Origin of the sequence: Pseudomonas sp. YH-1, from assembly GCF_051990045.1 — a bacterium.
Taxonomy (GTDB): Bacteria; Pseudomonadota; Gammaproteobacteria; order Pseudomonadales; family Pseudomonadaceae; genus Pseudomonas; species Pseudomonas nicosulfuronedens.
On sequence record NZ_CP178184.1, the window covers coordinates 5,039,013 to 5,062,258 of the forward strand.

At 66.6% G+C, this 23,246-nt stretch carries 19 protein-coding genes; 5 read left to right on the forward strand and 14 right to left on the reverse strand.

Annotated features, from left to right (window positions below):
- Positions 1 to 138: 138 nt before the first annotated feature.
- The 5 genes from ACKI1H_RS22925 to ACKI1H_RS22945 are packed head-to-tail and all read right to left on the reverse strand — an operon-like array spanning position 139 to position 5,248.
- Entirely contained in the window at positions 139 to 537 is a 399-nt protein-coding gene (locus ACKI1H_RS22925) for a heme-binding protein (RefSeq protein WP_440466454.1), read from the reverse strand.
- 52 nt (positions 538 to 589) lie between these two features.
- Positions 590 to 1,489, reverse strand: coding sequence for a DMT family transporter (locus ACKI1H_RS22930; RefSeq protein ID WP_440466455.1), 900 nt, complete (start codon positions 1,487 to 1,489; stop codon positions 590 to 592).
- Between the two features lie 46 nt (positions 1,490 to 1,535).
- Positions 1,536 to 2,804, reverse strand: coding sequence for an NAD(P)/FAD-dependent oxidoreductase (locus ACKI1H_RS22935; RefSeq protein WP_440466456.1), 1,269 nt, complete (start codon positions 2,802 to 2,804; stop codon positions 1,536 to 1,538).
- Positions 2,801 to 3,892 (reverse strand): polyamine ABC transporter substrate-binding protein, encoded by a 1,092-nt coding sequence (locus tag ACKI1H_RS22940; RefSeq protein ID WP_138525260.1) that lies wholly within the window; start codon positions 3,890 to 3,892, stop codon positions 2,801 to 2,803. Before ACKI1H_RS22940 ends, ACKI1H_RS22935 begins: the two co-directional genes overlap by 4 nt.
- Before the next feature lie 57 nt (positions 3,893 to 3,949).
- Positions 3,950 to 5,248: an NAD(P)/FAD-dependent oxidoreductase gene (locus ACKI1H_RS22945; protein ID WP_440466457.1), complete on the reverse strand. Its 1,299-nt coding sequence runs from the start codon at positions 5,246 to 5,248 to the stop codon at positions 3,950 to 3,952.
- 158 nt (positions 5,249 to 5,406) lie between these two features.
- On the opposite strand from ACKI1H_RS22945, the gene ACKI1H_RS22950 reads away from it, so the two are divergent.
- From ACKI1H_RS22950 to ACKI1H_RS22965, 4 genes are all read left to right on the forward strand, one after another.
- Positions 5,407 to 6,315 carry a LysR substrate-binding domain-containing protein gene (locus ACKI1H_RS22950; protein ID WP_440466458.1) on the forward strand — a complete coding sequence of 303 codons (909 nt, stop codon included), beginning with the start codon at positions 5,407 to 5,409 and terminating at the stop codon, positions 6,313 to 6,315.
- Positions 6,316 to 6,443: 128 nt separating this feature from the next.
- A complete protein-coding gene (locus ACKI1H_RS22955) occupies positions 6,444 to 6,956 on the forward strand; it encodes a sigma-70 family RNA polymerase sigma factor (RefSeq protein ID WP_440466459.1) in 513 nt (170 codons plus the stop codon).
- On the forward strand, positions 6,953 to 7,867 hold the full coding sequence (locus ACKI1H_RS22960) for a FecR family protein (protein WP_440466460.1): 915 nt from the start codon (positions 6,953 to 6,955) through the stop codon (positions 7,865 to 7,867). Before ACKI1H_RS22955 ends, ACKI1H_RS22960 begins: the two co-directional genes overlap by 4 nt.
- A 75-nt stretch (positions 7,868 to 7,942) precedes the next feature.
- A complete protein-coding gene (locus tag ACKI1H_RS22965; RefSeq protein ID WP_440466461.1) occupies positions 7,943 to 10,336 on the forward strand; it encodes a TonB-dependent siderophore receptor in 2,394 nt (797 codons plus the stop codon).
- Here the strand turns inward: ACKI1H_RS22965 and ACKI1H_RS22970 are convergent.
- The 4 genes from ACKI1H_RS22970 to ACKI1H_RS22985 form a co-directional block, all read right to left on the reverse strand.
- Positions 10,330 to 11,463 (reverse strand): M14 family metallopeptidase, encoded by a 1,134-nt coding sequence (locus ACKI1H_RS22970; RefSeq protein ID WP_440466462.1) that lies wholly within the window; start codon positions 11,461 to 11,463, stop codon positions 10,330 to 10,332. The genes ACKI1H_RS22965 and ACKI1H_RS22970 overlap by 7 nt on opposite strands.
- Positions 11,464 to 11,570: 107 nt before the next feature.
- Positions 11,571 to 12,464, reverse strand: a complete 894-nt coding sequence (locus ACKI1H_RS22975; RefSeq protein WP_440466463.1) for a LysR family transcriptional regulator — start codon at positions 12,462 to 12,464, stop codon at positions 11,571 to 11,573.
- A 101-nt stretch (positions 12,465 to 12,565) separates the two neighbouring features.
- On the reverse strand, positions 12,566 to 13,945 hold the full coding sequence (locus tag ACKI1H_RS22980; RefSeq protein WP_440466464.1) for an APC family permease: 1,380 nt from the start codon (positions 13,943 to 13,945) through the stop codon (positions 12,566 to 12,568).
- 491 nt (positions 13,946 to 14,436) lie between these two features.
- Entirely contained in the window at positions 14,437 to 15,468 is a 1,032-nt protein-coding gene (locus ACKI1H_RS22985; RefSeq protein ID WP_440466465.1) for an SDR family oxidoreductase, read from the reverse strand.
- A gap of 145 nt (positions 15,469 to 15,613) precedes the next feature.
- On the opposite strand from ACKI1H_RS22985, the gene ACKI1H_RS22990 reads away from it, so the two are divergent.
- On the forward strand, positions 15,614 to 16,603 hold the full coding sequence (locus tag ACKI1H_RS22990) for an AraC family transcriptional regulator (protein WP_440466466.1): 990 nt from the start codon (positions 15,614 to 15,616) through the stop codon (positions 16,601 to 16,603).
- Positions 16,604 to 16,615: 12 nt separating this feature from the next.
- On the opposite strand, the gene ACKI1H_RS22995 is transcribed toward ACKI1H_RS22990, so the two are convergent.
- From ACKI1H_RS22995 to ACKI1H_RS23015, 5 genes are all read right to left on the reverse strand, one after another.
- Complete coding sequence (locus ACKI1H_RS22995) at positions 16,616 to 17,137, reverse strand: hypothetical protein (protein WP_440466467.1); 522 nt, start codon at positions 17,135 to 17,137, stop codon at positions 16,616 to 16,618.
- A 29-nt stretch (positions 17,138 to 17,166) separates the two neighbouring features.
- The gene (locus tag ACKI1H_RS23000) at positions 17,167 to 17,910 is read right to left on the reverse strand and encodes an NAD(P)H-dependent oxidoreductase (RefSeq protein WP_440466468.1); all 744 of its coding nucleotides are present in this window, start codon (positions 17,908 to 17,910) and stop codon (positions 17,167 to 17,169) included.
- A gap of 63 nt (positions 17,911 to 17,973) precedes the next feature.
- Complete coding sequence (locus ACKI1H_RS23005; protein ID WP_440466469.1) at positions 17,974 to 18,915, reverse strand: WD40/YVTN/BNR-like repeat-containing protein; 942 nt, start codon at positions 18,913 to 18,915, stop codon at positions 17,974 to 17,976.
- 16 nt (positions 18,916 to 18,931) lie between these two features.
- Positions 18,932 to 21,292, reverse strand: coding sequence for an efflux RND transporter permease subunit (locus ACKI1H_RS23010; protein ID WP_138525282.1), 2,361 nt, complete (start codon positions 21,290 to 21,292; stop codon positions 18,932 to 18,934).
- 86 nt (positions 21,293 to 21,378) lie between these two features.
- Positions 21,379 to 23,226: a DUF1302 domain-containing protein gene (locus ACKI1H_RS23015; RefSeq protein ID WP_440466470.1), complete on the reverse strand. Its 1,848-nt coding sequence runs from the start codon at positions 23,224 to 23,226 to the stop codon at positions 21,379 to 21,381.
- Positions 23,227 to 23,246: the final 20 nt, after the last annotated feature.

Here is a 23,246-nt window from a genome sequence, read left to right on the forward strand (position 1 = left end):
GCAGCAGAGCGGGAAAGGAAGAAACCGGCAGTGCCCCGTGCGGTGCGCTCACGCGTCGGCAGGCAGTCCGGCGCGGCATGGTAGCAGACTGGCCGGGCGGATTCTGACCGGCAGTCGAGGCGTCGGCCTTTCACCTCCTCAGAGCCCAGCGATCCCCGCTCGCGCCACTTGCGCGTCCTGCTCGGCCCTGACGCCGGAAACTCCCACGGCACCGACTACCTGCCCACCTACCAGGATCGGCACGCCGCCTTCGAGGGAGGTCAGCAGCGGCGCGCTGAGGAAAGCGCTGCGACCGCCATTGACCATGTTTTCGTACTCACGGGTTTCGCGTCGGCCGATGGCGGCGCTGCGGGCCTTCTCGGTGGCGATGTAGGCGCTGGCCTGGGCACAACCGTCCAGGCGCACCAGTGCCAGCGGGTGCCCGCCATCGTCCGCTACGGCGATGCAGACCGCCCAGCCCTGGCGCCGGGCTTCGTCGGTGGCGGCAGCGACGATGCGGGTGACGTCGGTCTGCTCGAGTACGGCTTTGTGTTGCATGGCATCTCTCTTGAACGGTCTCGTGAACGGCGCGCAGCACCGAGGGGAAGAATCAGACCACCGAGCCTTCCGGCGGCTGCTCCAGCACCGCCACGACCACGGCGCTGCCGACGATCAGCACGATGCCAACCAGCGACAGCAGGCTGAGCACCTCGCCCCAGATCAGGTAGCCGAGCAGGCTTGCCCAGATGATGCTGGTGTAGGTGTACGGCGCCAGCGTAGCGGCATGGGCACGGCGTACGGCGATGGTGAACAGCAGTTGCCCGAGGGTCGCGAGCAGGCCGAGGGCGAGCATCAGGCCCAGGTCCGGCAAGCTCGGCGTGCTCCAGGAAAACGGCAGCGTGGTGCCGGTGACCAGCGTGCCGACCACGGTGAAATACAGCACCGTGGTGGTGGAGTCGTCGGTCGCGCGGATGCGGCGGATCTGGATCATCGACAACGCCCCGAAGAAGGCACTGGCCACCAGCAGGCCCGGCCCGAGCAGGCTGGCCTCGGCGTTGTCCGGCTTGACCACCATCAGCACACCGATGAAGCCCAGCACCGCCGCCAGCGCGTTGCGCGGCAGCAGGCGTTCACCCAGCAGCAGCGGCGCCAGCACGATCACCAGCAGCGCCTCGGAATAGGCGATGGAGATGGCTTCGCTCAACGGCACGTAAGGCAGCCCGGCGAAGAACAGCGCCGAAGAACCCAGCAGCGTCACCGCGCGGATACTCTGCCCGCGCACATCCAGTTTCTTCCAGCGCTCAGCCAGCGGCCGGCCACGAAGGCAGAGGAGAAACGCCGGCAGCACCCCGAAGGCCATGCGGAAGAAGGTCACCTCGTTGGCCGGGTACTTCAGCGCCACCACCTTGGCCAGCGCATCCACCACGGCGAAACAGAACATCGACAACAGCATCAGGCCCACGCTGCGCATGGCATGGCTGCGAGGGGCGACAAGGGTCAGCTGGGGCATGTCGTGATCTCCTGTTTCGAGGGTGGATGGATGCGCCGCCAAGGCTTCAGCGCGAGCTGAAGCGGCTGGCGAGGAAGGGCGTCACCGGCACGCTGGTGACCAGATCGCTGGCCTGCTCGGCGAGCAGCTGGCCGGTGATGGCGCCCAGGGTCAGGCCGATATGGCCGTGGCCGAAGTTGTAGAAGACCTGAGGCAGGCGCCGCGATGGGCCGAGCACCGGCATGCTGTCCGGCACCGAGGAGCGGAAGCCCATCCACTGCGACACCGGCTCGTGCTGCAAGCGCAGGAAGCGTCGTGCGCCACGGGTCAGGTAGCGGTAGCGCGCCGGGCTCGGCAGCGCCTCCAGCCCAGCGAATTCCACCGTGCCGGCGACGCGCAGGCCCTGCGCCATGGGTGTCATGTAGAAGCCGCCGGCACCCCAGCAAACCGGGCGATTGAGCACCTGCCCGGCATGCCCGAAGAGCACGTGGTAACCGCGCTCCGTGTCCTGCGGCACCGCATCGCCCAACTGATCCACCAGCGTGCGCGACCAGGCGCCGGTACACAGCGCCACGCGGTCGGCAGTCAGGTGCTCGCCGGCCACCAGCTGCGCCTGCACCGCGTCCCTGCCCTGCCCGGCCGGTTCCAGGCCCAGCAGCTCGCCACGGCGAAACTCGCCGCCCAAGGCCAGGAAGCGTTCGAACAGAAGCAGGCTCAGCGCGTAGGGATCAAGCGTGCGGCTCACGCCGGGCAGCTCCACCGCGCAACTCGCGCGTGCGTTGAGCGCCGGTTCCTGCTCGCGCAACTCGCCCCCTTCGACGAAACGGATCGGCACGTCGAAGCGCCGGTGGTAATCCACCATAGCCTGCGCATCGCGGCGTTCATGCTCCTCGAAGAGGTACAGCGAACCGTCATGACGGATCAGGTCGTTGGCGCCGGCCTCGTCGAACAGTCCCTGCCACGCGCCCATGCAGGGGCGCAGCAGGGTGTTGAGGTCGCGGCCGATGGCTTCCACGCGATCACGCCGCGAGGCTGCCAGGAACCGCAGCAGCCACGGCGCAATGCGCGGCAGGTAGGCCGGGCGGATCGCCAGCGGGCTGTCCGGGCGCAGCAGCATGCCCGGCGCCTTGCGCCAGATGCCGGGCGTGGCCACCGGCTCCACCGAGTAGGTGGCGAAGGTGCAGGCGTTGCCGAACGAAGTGGCGAGGCCGGGCGGATTGCGGTCCAGCAGGGTCACGCGGAAGTCACGGCGCTGCAATTGCAGCGCCGTGGCCAGGCCGACCACGCCGGCGCCGACCACCAGGGCATGGCGGCGCAGGTCGTTAGGCTGGGTCATTTGCCGCTCATCACGCGGGTCCACAGGCGGGTGCTCATGCGCATCCCGGACGGCGACAGGGTCTTGATCGGGAACAGGGTGTCGAGCACTTCCTGCGGCGGGTACACGGCCGGGTTGGCGCGCAGTTCCGGCTTCACGTACGAGGTCGCGGCGGCGTTGCCGTTGGGGTACTGCACGGCGTTGGTGATGTTGGCGATCACTTCCGGCTGCAGCAGGTAGTTCATGTAGGCGTAGGCGTTATCCAGGTGCGGCGCGCCCTTGGGAATCACCACGGTGTCCACCGCGATGGTGCTGCCTTCGCGCGGCAGGCTGTAGCCGATCTTCACGCCGTTGCCGGCCTGCTGGGCGGTGGTCATGGCCTGCAGCACGTCGCCGCTGAAGCCGATGGCGACGCAGATGTTGCCGTTGGCCAGGTCGCTGACGTACTTGGACTGGTGGAAGTAGCGGATCGACGGGCGAATGGCCTGCAGCGCCGCTTCGGCGGCCTTGAAGTCGTCCGGGTTCTGGCTGGCCGGATCACGGCCGAGCACCTTGAGGGTGATGGGCACCATCTGGGTGGCGTTGTCGATGACCGCGATACCGCACTGGGCGAGCTTTTCCGCGTTCTTCGGATCGAACAGCAGCTGCCAGCTGCGGGTAACGTCGGTGTTGCCGAAGATGGCCTTGATCCTGTCCTCGTTGTAGCCGATGCCGACAGTCACCCAGAGGTAGGGAATGGCGTAGCGGTTACCCGGGTCGCTGACCTCGAGGATCTTCATCAGCTTGGGATCGAGGTTGTTCCAGTTGGGCAGCTTGCTCTTGTCCAGCTCCTGGATGGCGCCGGCCTTGATCAGCCGCGGCAGGAAGTGGTTGGACGGGCTGGCCAGGTCATAGCCACTGGCGCCGGTCATCAGCTTGGCTTCGGTGGTCTCGTTGCTGTCCACCAGATCGTAGGTGGTCTGGATGCCGGTCTGCTGGGTGAAGTTCGCCAGGGTATCGTCGGCGATGTAGCTGCTCCAGTTGGCGATGGTGACGGTCTGCGCCGCCTGGGTGGTGCCAGCCAACAGCGACAGGGCCAGGCCTGCCAGGGTCATGGGACGGATGATCATGCTGCCCTCGGTTTTTGTTTTCGGGATGGTCTTGGTTTGCGTGGGTAAAGCGGTGAGTCAGGCCTCGGCGCGCGCGCGGCGCACTTCCCAGGCCATGCGCAGCGAGGCGCCGATATCGAAGAACGGGCTGGGCGGCAGGTAGCCGGGGCTGGCCTGGGACAGCACGTCGGCCAGCACGGGCGAGCTGTCGCCCACCGCCATCTCCACCAGCAGGCGCCCCCACAGGGTGCCGCGCGCCACGCCCGAACCATTGCAGCCGGCGACGGCATGCAGACCCTGGTCGATGCGGGCGAAGTACGGCTCGCCGGAGCGGGTGCCACTCAGGTGGCCGGTCCAGGTGTAGGCGATGTCAGCCTCGACGATGCTGGGAAAGCGCTTCTGCAAACCGACGAGATGACGGCGGCGACGCTCGGCCAGTGCACTGTTGTCGAGATCGCGATGGCGGTATTCGACGGTGTTGCGGATCAGCAGCCGGCGACCCGGCAGCAGGCGTACGGTGCCGCCGCCCGGTAGTGGCGCGAGCACGCCCCACTGGCGCTCGCCGAACAGTGACTCCCAGCGCGGCTCGTCCAGCGGACGGGTGATGCTGGCGCTCAGTTCCAGCGGGAAGGTGCCGCTGTCCTGCAAGCCTGCGCGGGCAATGAAAGCGCCGAGGCAGACCAGTACCTGTGGAGCCTGCACCTCACCCTGCGCGGTCCGCGCTACCCAGCCCTGGCCGCTGCGGCGCAGGTCGCTCACGTCGCTCTGCTCGAAGAGCTCTACAGACGCCGGCAGGCTGTCCGCGAGTCCTTTCACATAGCTCGCCGGTTGCAGCAGCGCATTGCCGCCCGCGCAATGAATGGCCCGCGCATAGAAGCCACTGCCCAGGCGTTGCTCCAGCGCCAGGCCTTCGTAGTAGCGCGCGTTGGCGCCCACCGACGCCAGGGTAGCGAGGATGCCGTCGATATCGCCCAGGTGCTCGGGCCGATGCGCGGCGAAGTGATAGCCGTCCTCGAAAAACTCGCAATCGATACCCAGCCCTGCAATCCGCTGGCGAACTTCCTGCGCCGCCGCGATACCGATGCGCGAGGCGACCTGGTAGGCCGCATGGCCGGGCTGCCCGAGGCGTTCGCTGGCGGCAGGCAGTTCATGGGCGACGACGAAACCGGAATTGCGCGCGGAAGCACCCTGGGCGATGCGCTGGCGCTCCAGCAGCACGATGCGCTGTTGGGGGAAACGCGCTGCCAGCGTGTGGGCAGCGGACAAGCCGGTGATGCCGCCACCGATGATCAGCCAGTCCGCCCGCTGGGTGCCGTTCAGCGTCGGCCGCGCGGGCAGCTCGCCCGCCAGGGCGATCCAGCCACAGTGATTGTTCATTACCCGGCACTCCTTCACAATCCATGCGCCGGGCGTATCCAAGCGATTTCCCCGATGGCGCGTCATGACCAGAATCTACGGGCAGTTTCGCTGGCCGCACCAACGCTCATTTTTCATCCTGGTATTCTCAAAACGCATAGATTGCAGAGGGAAGCGTCATGGACAAACTGCTGCGTGTTCCCTCCCTGCAAGCCCTTCAGGCCCTGGTGCAGGTCGCCGACTCCGGCAGCTTCACCGCCGCCGCGCAACAGCTGCACCTGACCCAGAGCGCCATCAGCCGACAGGTGCAACAGCTGGAGGAGTACTACCGCGTGCCGCTGTTCGACCGCACCAGCCGCAAGGTGGCGCTGACCGACGCCGGTCGCGAAGTGCACGCGGTGGCCGAGGGCATGCTCCAGCAACTGCTGCGCCTGGAAGAGCGCCTTGCCCCGGCCTCGGCGGAGCGGCCGTTCCGCATCCGTATTTTCGTTTCGCTGGCGGTGCGCTGGCTGCTGCCGCGCCTGAGTTCCTTCTACTCGCGGCACCCGGAGCTGTGCCTGTCCATCGAGACGGTGGGCGGCGAAGTGGTGGACGACGGCGGTGACTGCGACGCCTACGTGCTCTACCTGCCCAGTGGCAGCGACCCGCAGGGCCGAGCGCTGACGCCGCTGTACGACGAATACCTGATCCCGGTCTGCGCCCCCCGCCTGGACGACGGCCAGGAGCCGCCGCGTTCGCTGGAGGAACTGGCGCGCCACCCGCTGATCCACGCTTCCAGCGGCGGCCTGGAATGGCCGCAGTGGCTGCGCGCCCAGGCCGCTCCGCCGCCTGCGCAGTTCAAGCACATGCTGTTCAACCTCGACGACCTGGCGCTGGACGCCGCCACCCGCGGCCTGGGCGTCGCCATGACCGACCGCATGCTGGCTCACGACGCATTGCAGCGCGGCGACCTCATCGTGCCCTTTGGCGAGGCACTGAAAACCGGCGGCCGCTACGCGCTGTGGCTGCGCGACAGCGGCGCCGCCCACCCGGCCTGTCAGCCGGTGCTCGACTGGTTCGAGGAACAGCGCAACCAGTTGGAGTCCTGAGGCGCGCTCGCCTCAAGGCCGAGCCAGTGCGACCATCAAATGCTAATCACTTGCATTTACAGAAGAGAAACGAATCAGTAGACTCGCCCGCCTGACACCGGAAGCCGCAGCTCGCGAAGGCCTGCAGAATGGAATGGAACGGAATCAATCTGCGCTGGGCCTACACCGACCTGCTGCTCGGCCTGAGCCGCAAGACCCAATGTGTGCAGCTCGCCTATGACGTGCTGCACGATGCATTCATCCGCTTCATCCTCGCCAGCCAACGCACCGCCATCGAGCAGCCCAACGCCTACCTGCGGCGGGTCGCGCATTCCGTCCTGATCGACCACTACCGCGACGCCTCGCGTTTCTATCCCCTGCCCGAGGGTGATCTCGAGCCCTGGATGGATACCCGCGAGGACGCCGAGTTCGCCCCCTCCGCCGAGCACCTGGCCGACCTGCAGCAACGCCTGGAAGCCATCCAGCGCATCCTCGAGTGCCTGCCGACGCGCTGCCGGGAAGTGTTCTGGCTGGCGCGCATAGAGGGTCACCGCCAGGTGGAGGTCGCCCGGATGCTCGGCATCAGTATTTCCATGGTGGAACGCCACCTGGTCCGCGCCCTGCTGAACCTGCGCGAAGCGCGCGAGCAGCTGTCCTCGTGAGCGCCAGACGGCAGCAGGCGGCACGCTGGTTCACCCGCCTGCTGGACCTGCCCGGCGATCATCCCGAGCGCCAGGCGTTTGCCCGCTGGCTCGCCGCCGACCCGCAGAACGCCAAGGAGTACCAGGCATTCAGCGAACTCTGGGGCAACTTCTCGAGCACGCCGCAGACCCAGGCGCTCGCCGGCGCCATGGAGAACCTGAGTCGCCGGCGCTTCGTGCGCAACGGGGCGGTGGGCGGCTTGCTGCTGGCGGTCGCCGCCGGTTGGCTGGTGTCGATGCGCAGCCGCCAGGGCGAGCAGATGCTGATGACCGGCATCGGCGAGCGACGCCGCTTCACCCTGGAGGACGGCAGCGAAGTCTTCCTCGACGCCGACACCCGGCTGCATGTGCTGTTCAGCGAATCGACCCGCCAGGTATTCCTGCTGCGTGGCCGCGCGATCTTCAACGTGGAGCATGCGCCTGCGCGCCCGTTTGTGGTCGATGCCGGCGCCGCGCAGGTGCGCGTGCTGGGCACGCGGTTCGTCGTCGAACGGCTGGAGCCGCAGGTACGGGTGAGCGTCGCCGAGGGACGGGTCGAGTTCTCCAGCGCCGGCCAGCGCCTGGTACTCGAACGCGACCAGGTCGGCGAGCTCGATGCCCTGGGGCAGTTGCACGCCCTGAAGCGCCCGGCGAGCAATGCCTTCAGCTTCTCCCAGGGCAACCTGGTGTTCGAGCGCGCCAGCCTGGGCGAGATCGCCGCCACCCTGTCGCGCTATCGCGAGATACCCGTGAAGGCACGGCAACCGACCGCGCAATCGATCACGGCCGTGGTGCAGCTGGCGGATGTAGAGAGCTTCCTCGCCCTGCTGCCCGAGCTGGCCGCTGTTCGCATCGAGCAAGGCAGCGGGGTCACGCTGCTGGTGCCGCGCTGATTTTCTTCCGGACCAGGTAGGGGTTTCTTCGCGCTGCTCCGTCATTGGTTATCCAAGTCCCTGACGAGCTTTGCCATGAAGTCGATTTCCCTCAAGTCCCTGGCGGTCTCCAGCACCCTGGCATTCACCCTTAACGCCTTCGCCGCACCGGTGGCGCTGGACCTGCCACCGCAGCCCCTGGCGACCTCGCTCAAGCAACTGGCGAACCTCGCCGGCGTGACCCTGGCGATGGACGACCAACTGGTGGCAGACCGCATCGCGCCCGCTCTCAAGGGCAACTACGAATTCAACGGCGCGCTGGACGAGCTGCTCGCCGGCTCAGGCCTTGGCGTTCGCCAGCAGGGCGGCGCGTGGCTGATCGTCCGTCGCGACACCTCCGACGTGCTGGACCTCTCCTCCACCACCGTCAGCGGCCGTGGCCTGGGCACGACCACCGAGGGCACGCACTCCTACGCCACCAAGGCCATCACCATCGGCAAAGGTGAGCAGACGCTTCTGGAAACCCCGCAGTCGGTCACCGTCATCACGCGCCAGCGCATGGATGACCAGAACATGAACAACCTGCAGGACGCGATGCGCCAGGTCACCGGCGCCACGGTGAAGACCTACAACACCGGCTCCAGCCTCAACGACGTGTACATGCGCGGCTTCCTCGTGGACCAGGTGCAGGTCGACGGCGTTTCGCAGATCACCGGCCAGGGGGACATGGCGACCAGCTTCGACCTGGCCATGTACGACCGCGTCGAAGTCCTGCGCGGACCCGGCGGCCTGTACGCCGGCTCCGGCGAGCCGGCCGGCACCATCAACCTGGTGCGCAAGCGCGCGCTGGGGACCTTCGGCCTGAGCGGGGAAATGGCCGCCGGCTCCTGGGATCGCTACCGCAGCATGGTCGACGTCACCGGCCCGCTGAACGAGGAAGGGACGATCCGCGGCCGCTCGGTCATGGCCTATGAGCACAACAAGTCCTTCGTCGACTATGTGCAGAACGAACGCCCGATGTTCTACGGCCGCCTGGAGATGGATCTGGCCCCCAGCACCACCCTGTCCTTCGGCGGCGCCTACCAGAAGAACAACTCCACGCCGGCCTTCGGCCTGCCCGCCTACGCCGACGGCACCCTGCTCGACGTGCCGCGCTCCACCTACATCGACGCGAAGTGGAACCGCATGAAGGAGGAAACCTGGGAAGCCTTCTCCGAGCTCGACCACACCCTGGACAACGGCGGCCAGTGGAAGACCTCCCTGACCTACCGAGACGCACGCCTGCCACAGCGCGAGTTCAGCTGGACCACCTGGGTGGTCAACCCGGACACCCAGACCGCCGATGCAGCGCGCTACTCGTACTACGAGCGGATCAAGACACTGGGCCTGGACAGCTTCGTCACCACGCCCTTCAGCCTGGCGGGGCGCACCCATGAACTCACCCTGGGCGGTGAATACCAGCACCTGGACAAGGCCTTCACCTACGGCTCGGTGGACCTGGACCACGACGGCTACGCCGACGAGGTGCCGATTGGCATCGACGGCGCCAACGACCTCCCACGCCTGGACATGCCGCACACCAACTTCAACTACACCAAGAGCCGCCAGTACGGCCTCTATGGCCGCACCAAGCTCAGCGTGACCGACGAACTGGACGTGATCCTGGGCTCGCGCGTGACCTGGTACGACGCCGACGCGAAGAACGCCAACACCTTCTTCAACAACTTCGGCTCCCCGTCTACCCAGACCAACGCCAAGGTCATTCCCTACGGCGCGCTGATCTACAAGCTCACCCCGACACTGGCGGCCTATGCCAGCTACACCAGCGTGTTCAAGCCGCAGAGCGAGACGGATGCCAGTGGCGAGAAGATGATCGCGCCGCACAAGGGCAAGCAATACGAGGTGGGCCTGAAGCAGGAGCTGATGGACGGCCGCCTGAATGCCTCGGTCGCCCTGTTCCGCATCTACGACGAGAACCGCGCCCAGTGGAGCGGCAGCCCGGTCAACGCCTATGAAGCGCAGGGCAAGGTGCGCAGCCAGGGCTGGGAAGCCGAGCTGACCGGCAACCTGACCGACAACTGGAGCATCGTCACCGGCTACGCCTTCACCATGACCCGCCTGCTGGACGACGACCCGAACAATGGCCTCAGCTCGGGGGACACCTTCAGCACCATCACGCCCAAGCACAACTTCAACCTGTGGTCCAAGTACGAATTCCTCGACGGCACGCTGAAGGGTTTGCATGTGGCCGGCGGTACCCGCGTGGTCAGCGAAACACTCTATACGCGCAGCAATACCGACTTCGTCCAGCCCGGTTACGCGGTCTCCACGGCCCAGCTCGGCTACCGGTTCAACGACCACCTGAGCTCGACGCTGACCGCCAACAACCTCTTCGACCGCAAGTACTACGAACGTGTCGACAGCGCCTGGGGCTCGAACTTCTACGGTGAGCCACGCAACCTGATGCTGACCCTGCGCGCCACCTATTGAGGCAAGGCGTTCCCACCCTCGACGTGGGAACGCAACCCCGCGGGAATCTCGCTGCGCAAGCCTTCCACGGCTTTCCAGGCGGCGCCCCGCGCGCGGGTCAGCACGGCCTGCTTCCACTCCTCGGTATCCACGTAGAAGGCATCGCGCAGTTGCTGCTTGATGCGCCGCACCTTGGTCGTCGGCGCATCGGGTGTCCGATGCAGCCACTGGTCCGCGCGCAGTGCTTCGAGAACCTGCGGACCGGGCACGGTGCCGAACTCCAGGCTCATGGAGATCAGCAGCGCCTGCGGGCACTCCTCGAATGCCGCATGGACCAGCTTGCCGCTGAGCTTCACCGACACGCTGTTGCCCTCCTCCGTGGAACGCACCTCATCGCCCCACCACGTGCGGGCGCGAACCAGCGCTTCGGGACGCGGGTCGCCCGAGTAGATGTATTCGCCGTAGCCGGTAGGACCGAGGCCGGTGTGTACGTCGATCCAGGCCATCTCGCGACATTGCCGGCCATGCTGGCGCAGCACCTTGCGCACGGTACGGTTGCTCCAGGTCGGCTGCGAGCCGGAAAAGAACAGGCCATCGGGATGACTGGCCTGGCCGGACGAGATCGCCTTCTGCAACTCCCAGCGACCGTGGCGCAGCGCATAGACGAGCAGGCGCAGACGCCCCAACGGGCTGGGCCAGCGCCGTGGCGCGAGCACCGGGTCCAGGCGCGCGTAACCGGGGTTCTCCGGCGCTGCCTGGGCGAAGTCGCGGAAGTTGCGGTTGAGGTCGACGTTCTCCTGGGTCCAGCGACGCCACCAGGAGAAGCCGTAGGGATTGGCAGCGTGCAGGTAGAGCACTGCGCAATCGTTGCGGCGCGCGTGCTCGCGCCATGCGCTGTCGGCGAGCAGCGCGCTCTGCACGCCCGAGCCGCAGAAGCCTTCGACACCGTGGCAGCCGCTGCTGACGATCAGCAGGCGCTGCGCATCCATCGGACCTTCACGGGCGATGTCCACCGCCAGCGTCTCGCCGTCGCGCCCGCTCAGTGGATGGACGTGGGACTCCACCGGCAAGCCGGCGGCCGCACAGGCGTCGAGGAACTTGCTGCGCGCCTGGGCGTAGCTCTGGGAGAAATACGACGATGCATTCATGGCGACTCCGGCCGTTTCCTGTGGCAAATGGCGGCCGGCAGGATGCATCAGCGCGAAAACGCGGAGTAATGATCTCTACACATGAGCATTGAGACTGGTTATGCCGGTCACGCCTGTTCCGCACGGAAAGCAGCTGCCATTTCCTCGGCCAGCAACCGGGCTTCACGGGTCATCAGTTCCTCCGCCCGGGTGACCAGCGAGATGCTCGCCACCGGCGTGGCCTCGGCGATCCGCAAGGGCTCAAGCACCTGGGCCACCATCGGCAGAGCCAGCATGCGCTGCGACCAGAAACTCACCGCATCGGTGTTGGCTGCGAGTTCCAGGTAGAGCAGCGACGAGGAGCATTCGGTGATGCGCTTGGGTGGCGCCACCTGGCGTTCGCGGAAGAACTGCCCGGCCAGGGCGACTTCAAGCGGGTCGGAGAGCAGCCATTCGAGGTCCAGAAGCTCGTGCAGCGATCGCGCGGCCGCCAGGGGATGCCCCTTGCGTACCGCCAGCGCCGAAGGCTGCGGCGCCAACTCGCGCCAGACCTGCCCGTCGGCCTGATCCGCCTTCGGCTGGGTCGTCAGCACCAGGTCCAGCCGGCCCTCCTTCAGCCCTTCGAACAGCTGCACCGAACGTAGCTCGAAGATCTGCAGCTGCACGTTGGGGTACAGCTCGCGGTAACGCCTGAAGCAATTGGCGAAGGCGCGATTGGGCGTCACCGGCGACACGCCGATGGCTACACGGCCAGCCATCTCACCCTTCAGGGTGTCGATCTCTTCGCGGGCGCGGCGCACTTCCTCGGTGACCAGCCGAGCCATGCTGACCAGCCGTTCGCCATAGGGCGTGACCGTCACCCCACGATTCGAGCGCACCAGCAGCGGCACGCCCAGCTCGCCTTCCAGTTCCTTCACCGCCTTGGACAGCGACGGCTGGGTCACGTCGAGCAGCCGCGAGGCTTCCTGGATGCTGCCGCTCTCGGCGATGGTGCGCAGGGCGCGCAATTGATGCAATTTCATGGCGAAATCCGGCCAGTTCCTCGAATTCGCGCCACCTTAACCAGTATCAGGCAGGCTTGAAAAGAAGCCGGGGCCAGGCCCGGCCTCTCTCCGCCCGACGATCACTCCGCCATGTTCAGGTCCGGCAGCGGCTGCTGGAACATCCGCGTGGCGCTGGCCAGGCAGACGAAGCCCAGGCACATCCAGGCGAAACCGATCATGAACGACATGCCCGACAGGCTCGACCACAGCCAGATGGTGCTCAGGAAGCCCACCGCCGGCAGCGCGCCGTAGCGCAGGTAATTGCCCTTGCCGGTGAGGCGCTCGTCGACCAGGTAGTGCTTGATCACCGCCAGGTTCACCGCGGAGAACGCGAACAGTGCGCCGAAGCTGATCATGTTGGCGACGGTATCCAGGGTGACGAACAGGGCGATCAGCGAGAGCAGGCTGATCAGCATGATCGCCGTGGCCGGCACGCGTTTCTTCGTCACCAGCTTGCCGAACACGCGGGGCAGCGCGCCGTCCCGGCCCATGGCGAACAGCACGCGGGAGACGCTCGCCTGGGACACCATCGCCGAGGCGAAGCAGCCGGCCACGTAGGTGGCGGTGAAGAAGGTCACCAGCCACTCGCCGCCGATACGGCGCAGCACGTCCAGCGACGCGGAGTCGGCATCGGTGAGCGCCTGCCATTCGGGGAATACCAGTTGGCCGAAGTAGGCCATGACGATGAACAGCACGCCGCCGATCAGGGTCACCAGCATGATCGCCGCCGGAATCTGCCGACGCGGCTCGGGCGTTTCCTCGGCCATGGTCGACACGGCGTCGAAGCCGAGGAACGACAGGCACAGCACCGCCGCGCCGGACATCACCAGCGGCAGGCTGAAGTGCTCGTCATAGAAAGGCTGCACCAGCGGCACCGGTTCGGCCTGGGCGCCCAGGTGGCTCACCGACAGCGCGATGAACACCACGACGAACACCATCTGCGCGACGATCAGCACCCAGTTGACGCGGGTGATGGATTCGATACCCACGAGGTTGAGCAGGGTCACCAGGACGATCGAGCCAAGGATCCAGATCGACAGCGGTACCGAGGGGAAATAGTCGGTCATGTAGATGCCGATCAGCAGGTAGCTCAGCAGCGGCAGGAAGATGTAATCCAGCAGCAGCGTCCAGCCCGCCAGGAAGCCGAACGCCGCACCGAAGGTCTTGCGTGTGTAGCTGTAGACCGACCCCGAATACGGATGCGCCTGCACCATCCGTCCGTAGCTGTACGCAGTCAGCAGCATGGCCGCCAGCGTGAAGAGATAGGCCGCCGGCAGGTGGCCCTTGCTCATGCGGGTGACCAGGCCGTAGGTGGTGAAGACCGCCAGCGGCACCATGTAGGCCAGGCCGAACAGCACCAGCGCCGGGATGCCCAGCGACTTGCGGAAGGACCGCGAGGGCGACTCGTGAGATTGATGGGCAGGCAAGGAAGTAGCGGACGCGCTTGTTGTTTTTTTCATGGCTGACTCATGGACTGCGAGCGACGGGCGCTCGTTGGGCTGGAACGGCGTGATGCCGGTCGAGGCTTCCTGGGCAGCGGTCGGGAGCCCGGCGGTTTCAGCCGGGGCAAAGCTTCGGGCAGCCGCTGCCGGAAAGATTCAGCGGAGGTCTGGCGGGGTCGCCCGGCAGGCTGTTCGGGTCAGGCGGAGCCTGGTCAGCGGAGCCGGGAGGCAATGCGCAGAAGCGCTCTTCTCCGGTACGGCGAGTACGAGGTCGCCATCGAGCGTTTCATCGATGAAAGTCTGCGCTGCAAAACACTGCCGCCACTCGTTGAACGCTTGCACCCGGGCACTCCTGTTGACCGCCTCGAAGGACGTTGTTGTTGGAATGGGGGCGCATGGTGCTTCAGCTTTTCGCCGAGGAAAATTAGTAAAAATATCTTCGCGGCCAATGAAAAAAATGGCCGGCCGTTGCGGACCTGCGGTCAGGGTCCGCTGTCGGGAACGGCTTCTCAGGCTTCCAGCAATCCGAGCTTTTCCAGGCTTCGGGCAGTCGCCACGATGGCCTCCTCGGCCGGGCGCGGCGACCAGCCCAGGAGCTTGCGTGCTTTGGCGTTGCTGGCGTTCATGCGCAGTCCGAGCAGCGGAACGGAGCCCTTGAGCGCCGGATCCTTGAGCGCGCCCAGGCGCACCACCCAGTTGGGCAGCACTCGCGTCGAGACCTTCGCCGCCACGGTGCCCATGCGCTCCTTGAGAATCCGTGCGACATCACCCAGCCACAGGCTGTCACCGGCGGTGGCGATGAAGCGCTCACCCCTGGCAGCATCGTGGGTCATGGCCAGCACGTGCAGGTCGGCCACGTCGCGCACATCGACGAATCCGCAGTTGATCTTCGGACTGCCCGGCTGACCGGCGAGCAGGCTTTTCACCAGGCGGATGGAGTGCGAGTAATCGGCGCCGAGCACTGGGCCAAGCACAGCCACCGGGTTCACCACCGACAGTTCCAGGCCTTGCCCTTCTTCAGCGATGAAGTCCCAGGCGGCGCGTTCGGAGAGGGTCTTGGATTTCTGGTAGAGCCAGACGTTGCGGCTGCTCAGGTCGCTCCAGTCGGTCTCGTCGAACAGCCGCGTCATCTGCCCGTGGCCGGCACAGATGGCGCCGAATGCCGAAGTCAGGACCACCCGCCTGACGCCGGCATCACGCGCGGCACGCAGCACCCGCAGGTTGCCATCGACCGCCGGGCGCACCCATTCTTCCTCGCGGGTCTGCAGCCCCGTGGGCGTCGGAGATGCCCCGTGGATCACGTAGCGGCAGCCGGCGACGGCCTCGACCCAGCAGCGATCATCGCTCAGGTCGGCGACCACGAAGCTCAGGCGTTGCCCCGCGTCGACGCCACCTTCGCGCAACTGTTCGCGTACCTCGGTCTCCCGCGCCAGCGAACGTACCGTGGTGCGCACCGGATAGCCCTCGCGCAGCAGGGCGAGGATGCAATGCTGGGCAATGAAACCGGTCCCGCCGGTCACCAACACCAATTCGTCTTTCATGGATTCCCTCGGGCAAGGCTGTAGTCGGATGGCGGGCAAGCTACGCCCGGGCCGGCGAACCGTGAATGCGCTGGAGTGCGCTTTACTTGCGCGAAAGTTCGAATCTGCCGGTAACGCGGTTGGCCGTTGCCCCGGAGAAAGTCCGGTGCGATTCTGGGCCACATTCGCTTCCGACACGCCAGCCCCCAACGACATGACCCAGTCCTCGGCTCCCCGCTCCGACCCGTTGTCCGACTTCCTGCGCGTCGCCGATGCCCAGCTGACGGTGGCCGGCGGTTTCAGCGCCGGCGGCGACTGGAGCCTGCGCTTCCCGCCACCGCAGCACCTGAAGTTCTTCGCGCTGATCAAAGGCAGTTGCTGGCTGCAGATCGAGGGGGATGCGGAGCCGGTGTGGATCAAGGAGGGTGACGTGTTCATCCTCTGCTCGCGCCGGGCCTTTGTCCTCGCCAGCGACCTGGCGCTGAAGCCGCTGGAAGCCATGGAGGTGTTCAGCGGCGAGACCAACGAGCGCACCGCCACCCTGGGCAGCGGCGAGGACTGCATTCAGCTGGGCGGCCACGTGCGACTGGACCCGACCAGCGAGGAACTGGCCTTCCGTCTGTTGCCGCCGGTGATGCAGGTGCACGCTGGCACGCGGCAGGCCGAGCGGTTGAAATGGCTGCTCGACCAGATTGTCGAGGAGCGCATCCAGTGGCGGCCGGGGGTCAGCGCGGTGTCCGCACAGCTCACGCAGCTGCTGTTCGTGCAGACCGTGCGTGCCTATCTGGAGGCAGCCGATTCAGTCCCCTGTGGTTGGCTCCGCGCGGCCGGGGACAAGCGTCTGGCACCGGTGCTGGGCCTGATGCACAGCGATCCGGGCCGCGCCTGGCAACTGGGTGAACTGGCCAGGGCGGCGGGCATGTCGCGTACCAGCTTCGCCGTGCACTTCAAGAACATCACCGGTATCCCGGCGCTGACCTACCTGGGCGAGTGGCGCATGTTGCTGGCCCAACAGGCGCTGCGCGGCAGCGACGTGACCCTGGCGGAGTTGGCCAGCGAGCTGGGCTACAGCTCCGAAAGCGCCTTCAGCAATGCCTTCAAGCGCATCACCGGCACCGCGCCGCGGCACTACCGCAACCAGTGGCGCCACGAGTGACGGAGCGAGCGTTCAGTTGCCGCTGGCGACGGCACGTTCGCCAAAGCCAACCCTGGGCACGGCCCGACCGTATCGGAGGAAGAAGTCCTCGGCCCGCGCGGCTATCTCCCCGTGCCGCCCTTCCAGGGCCAGGCGCATCAGCTCGATCTGCAGGTCTTCCTGCTCCACCATGTAGTCCAGGAACGTGGACGCTCTAGTTGGTCCGACCTTCCGCAGATCGCGCAGCCAGCCGGCGTAGGCGATGGTTTCCCGGTGGACGTAAGCCACCAGCGACCGCATGAGGAAGCGCGGTACGGAGGACACCAGCCGGGCCTTGAGCCGGGTGGCGATCCCCGGTGCAGGGTCCAGCCCCCAGATCAGGGCCGCCGCCTCATAGCGCCGGGCGTTGAGGACCTCCAGGTCCCAGTAGGTTTTCCAGAAGGCGAACCACGCATCCCCCTCCAGGCGCCCGGCCATCCGCCGGACCGTGATGAGGGCGAAGGATCGGTTGGCCAGCTCGTGCCTGAACCCCTTGAGAAACGCTTTGCTCGGCATGGTGCATCTCCAGTATCGACGGTGAAGGGTCAGGGCAGGCACTCGGGGGATTCGCTGGCGCCGCGCGCGCCGTCGCTCCGCGGGCGAAGAGCCGTGTCGAAATCATCTAGCGAGGGGAACACCAGCGGCTCGCGTGCATCCAAGGTCAGCAGGTGCTCGCCATAGGAGGTGAGGTAGTCCCAGCGCTCCGTCTCGCTGATGTAGGGGACGTGATAGGCGATGAAGGGCGGCAGCACTTCGAGGCCGACGTAGGCCAGCATGCCCTGCTGGATCGGCCTCAGCAGGGTTTCGATCTCGCCATGCACGCAGCCCTTGCCGAACATGTGGCTCTGGCCGCCGAGGGTGAAGGCCAGCATCGCGCGCTTGCCTTTCAGGCCGCCGCGGTCATAGATGCGCCGCCCGCCGTAGCAGAGGCCGGAGACAAACACCCGATCGATCCAGCCCTTGAGAATGGCCGGCATGCCGAACCAGTAGATCGGGAAGCTGAAGATGACCAGGTCGGCCCATTGCAGCTTCTCCAGCTCTGCCTGGATGTCCTCGGCCAGCGTGGCCTTCTGCAGGTTGTGGCGCTGTTCGAGGGCGTACACCAGGTACTCCTGGTTGGCTCGGCTGCCGAAATCCGCGGCGCTGGCGACGGGGTTGAAGCGCTGGGCGTAGAGGTCGGACACCCGTACCTCGTGCCCCTCCTCGCTCAGCACGACGACCGCCAGGTTCTTCATCGCGGCAGTGAATGAGCCGGGCTCGTTATGGGCATGCACAATCAGGACGTTCATGGTGGCTTCCAGACTTTCGACGTTGGATCAGGAGGGTGGAAACCGGCCCCGAGGCCGGCGGATTCATTGGGCAATGACCCCGGCGGGGCCGAACAGCAGCAGGTGTCCGTCCGTGCGCGGCGCCAGGGCCGAGAGGTTCAGGCGGTCTTCGCGCTGGACGGCGCTGAAGCGCTCCAGGCGGCTGTCGGAAAGCGCCAGCAGGCCACCGTTGCCAACCAGCGCGACACGCCCGTCGGCCAGCTGGGCGACGGCGGTGATCGCCTCGTGGCTGCCGCTGTCCAGGCTCTGCCAGCGTTCTCCCTGGCGATCACCGAGCAGCACCCGGCCACTCATGCCGGCCATCAGCAAGCGCCCGTCGCGCAACGCGACGCCACTCCACAGTGACCCGCTCGCCCCGGTGTCCAGCGCCTGCCAGCTCTCGCCGTGATCGAGGGAGCGGTACGCATGGCCTGCCTCCCCCGCGATGAAGAGGCCGCCACTGCGCCCGGCAAAGATATGGTTGAGGTGGAAGTCATCGCCTTCGGCGCTGACCACCAGCGGCTGCCAGGTTCTGCCGCCATCACGGGTTTGCGCAGCGTAGCCGTAGGCGCCCACGGCAATGCCATGCTGCGCGTTCTCGAACAGCACCGAGAGCAGCACCGGTCGGCTTTCCAGCCGTGCCAGCACGGACCAGCTCTTGCCGCCATCCTCGGTATGCAGCACCACGCCGCCATGGCCCACCGCCCAGCCCTGGCGCTCGTCGACGAAGCTCAGCGCTGTCAGCAGACTATCGACCGGAACGCTGCGGGCCTGGCGCCAGTGCTCGCCATCCTCCGACAGCACGACCACGCCCTGGTCACCGGCCGCCACCAACCGTTGCCCGGCTCGGGCGACCGCCACCAGGGGCGCGTGCTCGGCGCTGGCCAATGCGATGGCGGGCATCTCGTCCTCGGCCGCGCTGAGGCCGCAGGAAACCGTCACGGCCAGGGAGGCCAGGAACAGGCGGGGGAATCGAATTCGGGTCATCGGCTGCCCTCCTCTCTCAGTGCGCGATCAGGGGCGCACGGACTGGCCCCCGACGCGGAATCAGGATTTCCAGGACTACCGCCAGGGCTGGCAGCAGGGTGATGGCCATGAGCATGTTGGCCATGAACATGAAGGTCAGCAGCAGCCCCATGTCGGCCTGGAATTTCAACGCGGAGAAGGACCAGGTGGCGACGCCGACCGAGAGCGTCAGTGCAGTGAACACCGTGGCCACGCCCACTTCGCGCAGCGCCCGCTGGAACGCCTCGGTGATGTCGCGCCCCTGCGCCAGGTGCATCTGCAGGCGGTTGTAGATGTAGAACGCGTAGTCCACGCCGATGCCCACGGCGAGCACCATCACCGGCAGGGTCGCCACGGTCAGGCCGATGTCCAGCGCCTTCATGAACCAGTAACCGAGGAAGGTTGCCAGGGTCAGCGGTACGCAGCAGGCGACCATCGCCCGCCAGTCGCGGTAGACGAGGAACACCAGCAGGACGATGGTCAGGTAGACGTAGAGCATCATTGGCAGCTCGGAGGATTCCACCACCTCGTTGGTGGCCGCCTGCACACCGGCATTGCCGCTGGCCAGGCGCACGTTCACAGCGTTCATCGCGTGGCCTGCACGGTACTGTTCGACAGCCAGAACCACCCGTTTGAGGGTGCTCGCCTTGTGGTCGGTCAGGTACAGGTTGACCGGCAGCAAGGTGCAGTCGGCGTTGTACAGCCGCAGGGCTTCGGGTACCTGGCGCACGGCTTCGCCGAGAGACAGTTCGTCCTGCGGCAGCGCCGCCCACTTCGGGTTGCCCTCGTTCACCCCGGAGGCCGACAGCTTGGTCAGCGCCGGCAGCGACTGCGCCGACAGCACGCCCGGCACGTTGCCCAGGTACCAGGTCAAGCGGTCCACATAGGTCATCACGTCATGCCGGTAGCAGCCGCCGGACGGGGTCTCCACGGCCACGGTGAACAGGTCCAGGCCGAGCGCGAAATGGCTGACCACGCTCTGCACGTCCTGGTTGTAGCGCGAGTCCGCATGCAGCTCCGGCGCGCCCGGCAGCACGTGGCCGACGTGACGGCCCTGGCTCTGCCAGACCGCCAGCACCATCAGCCCCAGGCACAGCAGCGCGCCAAGGGTGGCATTGCGCGGCTCGGCGATGCGCCCGAGGCGGACCATCAGACCGTCGCGCCCGGCCCGCAGCCGTTCGATGCGCGCCACGTACGCGGCGTCGTAGCGGAAGAAGCTGGCCAGCACCGGCAGCATGATCAGGTTGGTAACGATCTTGTACGCCACCCCCACCGAGGCGGTGACAGCCAGCTCGTGGATCATCGGGATCGGCACCAGCGCCAGGGTGGCAAAGCCGACGAAGGCGGTGATCAAGGCCAGGGTGCCGGGGATGAACAGCCCGCTGAAACTGCGCCGCGCCGCCGTCATGCCATCGGCGCCGGCGCAGACCTCCTTGGAGATGAAGTTGACCTGCTGCACACCGTGGGAAACGCCGATGGCGAAGACCAGGAAGGGCACCAGGATCGCCAGCGGATCGAGCCCGTAGCCCAGCAGCGTGATGGTGCCGAACTGCCAGACCACCGATACCAGCGAGCAGAACAGCGGCAGGAAGGTCAGCTTCCACGAGCGGGTGTACCAGAACACCGCCAGCGCGGTGAGCACGAAGGCCAGGCCGAAGAACTCCACCACGCTCTTCGCCCCGGCGCCGATGTCGCCCATCTGCTTGGCGAAACCGATGATCTGCACGTCATAGTCGGCGTCGGAATACTGGGCACGTACTTCCTTTTCCAGGCGCTGGCTGAACTCCAGGTAGTTCAGCGGCTTGCCGGTCTGCGGATCCGGGTCCGCCAGCTCGGCCACCACCATGGCGCCGGAATGGTCGTTGGCCACCAGGCTGCCGACGAAGCCACCGATCAGCGTGCGCTCGCGGATAGCGGATATCGCGCGGTCATCCAGCGTGCCTACGGTGACGTCGCCGCCGACCACGTCCTCGGCCTTCATGCCCTCTTCGGTGATCTGCACGGCGCGGGTATTGGGCGTCCACAGCGAGGTCACGCTGCGCCGGTCGACGCCGGGCATGAAGAACAGCGTCTGCGTCAGGTCGTACAGGCGGGTCATGGCCTGCCTGTTCCAGATGTCGCCGTGTTTCGCGTGCAGCACGACGATGATGCGATTGGCGCCGAACAGCACGTCGCGGTACTGGTTGAAAGTCTTGATGAACGCGTGCTGCTGCGGCAATTGCTTGTCGAAGCCGGCGGACATTTCCAGGCGCGATGCGAAGGCGCCCATGAACAGGGTGATGACGGCCAGCAGGCCGAGGGTCGCCAGCCGGTGGCGGAAGAACAGGCGCTCGAGCGCCGACACCAGAAAAGCCAACATGGAATGCCTCGATACGGCGGGTGTCGCAGGCGGCGGGTCACGCGGGAGCAACGCGGCTGACCCGCCGCCGACGAACCAGGGCTGGACTAGAACGAGTAGGAGAGATTGCCGCTGATGAAGTCACGGTCGGCCATGAGATTGGTGTCGCCGCCCCCCCAGAACTGCACCCACTGCAGGCCGCCCTTCCAGCGGTCGCGGTAGTTGAACAGCAGCGAGGTGCTCAGCGACTTGCGCCCTTCCACGAACGGCATGGCGTTGGGCGTGGTGCCGTTGACGTCGTGGCTGAAGTCGAGCTGCGGGGTGACCGTCACCCCGCTGCCGAACAGGTTGGGATAGTTGACGCCCATCTCGGTGACGTAGCCCCAGGAGGTCCTGTCCGGCAGCGAATAATCCGGCATGGCATAGGGCACCTTGCCGGAGGTATCCAGGCCGGGGTAATGGGTGACCACTGCTTCGGCCAGCAGGAAGGCATCCGAGGCCCCGAGGGCCTCGGGGATGAAGCCCAGCGGATCGTTGCCGGAGAAGGTGTAGATGGCGTTCAGGTCCGCCTGCCACTTGCGCTCGTTGACGAAGCCCCGGTTCACGCCGGTATCGAACACGCTGTATGGGTTGTAGACGCCGGTCAGGCCCTGGCCGAAGGGGACGGTCGGGTCGATGCCGACGCTGTCCTCAGGGCGGTAGGACAGCTCGCCGGCCACCGCCACCGGGCCGACCATGGTGCTCATGGACAGGCCGTAGAGATCCTTGTTCTCGCCGTAGTTGATGAAGTAGTTGTCCACCACCAGGTTGTTCGGATCGGTCAGCGCCGTGTAGCCCACGAAGGGCACCTTGTCGTGGTAGCGCTGGTAGAAGAAGCCGAACTCGGTGCCGATACTCTCGGCGCTCCAGCGCAGCGCGACGCCGTACTGGCCGCTGTTCTTCGCCTCGCGCTCGCCGGCATAGGGCACGGCGAGGCCGGCACCGACCAGATCGGCGTGGCTGACGCCGGTGTTCAGCGGGTCGCCGCAATGACCGGTCGGGGTCGCGGCGCAAGTGCCCGGCATCAGGCCCTCGACGTAGTTCGTGGGGTAGTAGATCGCCCGCCGGCCCTCGCCCACTACATCGCTGGTCGAGTAGTAGGTGCCCACCGGATCCAGGGCATAGGCGTTCCACTTGAACTGGTAGTAGGCCTCCAGGCTCACGGTGTCGGTGAGGCCGACGTTGAACGAGGCCATCGGCGCCGGAATGAACACCTCCTTCAGCTGGGTACCCGGTGTGTGGTACTTCGGCAGGCTGAGGGCGTTGATCTGGTTGATCCCGCCGGGCACGAAGATTTCCGCGCCCCAGCTGATGACCTGGTTGCCTACCTTCACCTTGGCCGGCATCTCGCCCAGGTCGAAGCTTTTCGCCACCCAGAGATCGAGCAGGTCGAAGCGTTCGGTGGCGTCGCGTTCGGCCTCATCGTCCAGGTCGGTGCGCCGGGTGTTGTCCATCCTGAAGTCCTTGGCCCAGGCAACGCGGCCGAGGGCGCTCCAGCCATCGCCGAACTTCAGGCTCAGCTCGTGGGTGCCCTTGATGACGCTGGAGAACACGTCGTGCTTGGCGTAGTTCAGGTCGCCGTCATCGGAGTTGCTGTAGTTGATGTCCGCGTTGGCGTAGCCATTACCGCGCGCCGGGTTGTAGTAGCGCCCGAGTTCGGTATGGGAACCGGTGTTGCAGCCGCCATTGTCGCTGCCCAGCAGGTGGCAGTCGGGTGACTGCAAGCGCGAGGCGAAGCCATAGGACAGCGTGGAGTCGAAGCTGCCGGAAATGCCGTCGGCGCTGCCGAACAGGACGGCGAAGCTCGGTGGCGCCCAGGTCAGGCCGGAGGCGATGGCGACGGCCAGCGCCAGGGTCTTGCGCGGGCACGGGGCCGCCTGCAGCGCCGGGGCGCCGCACGGTTTGTCGATCTGCATGTGCTGTTCTCCGGGCCTGA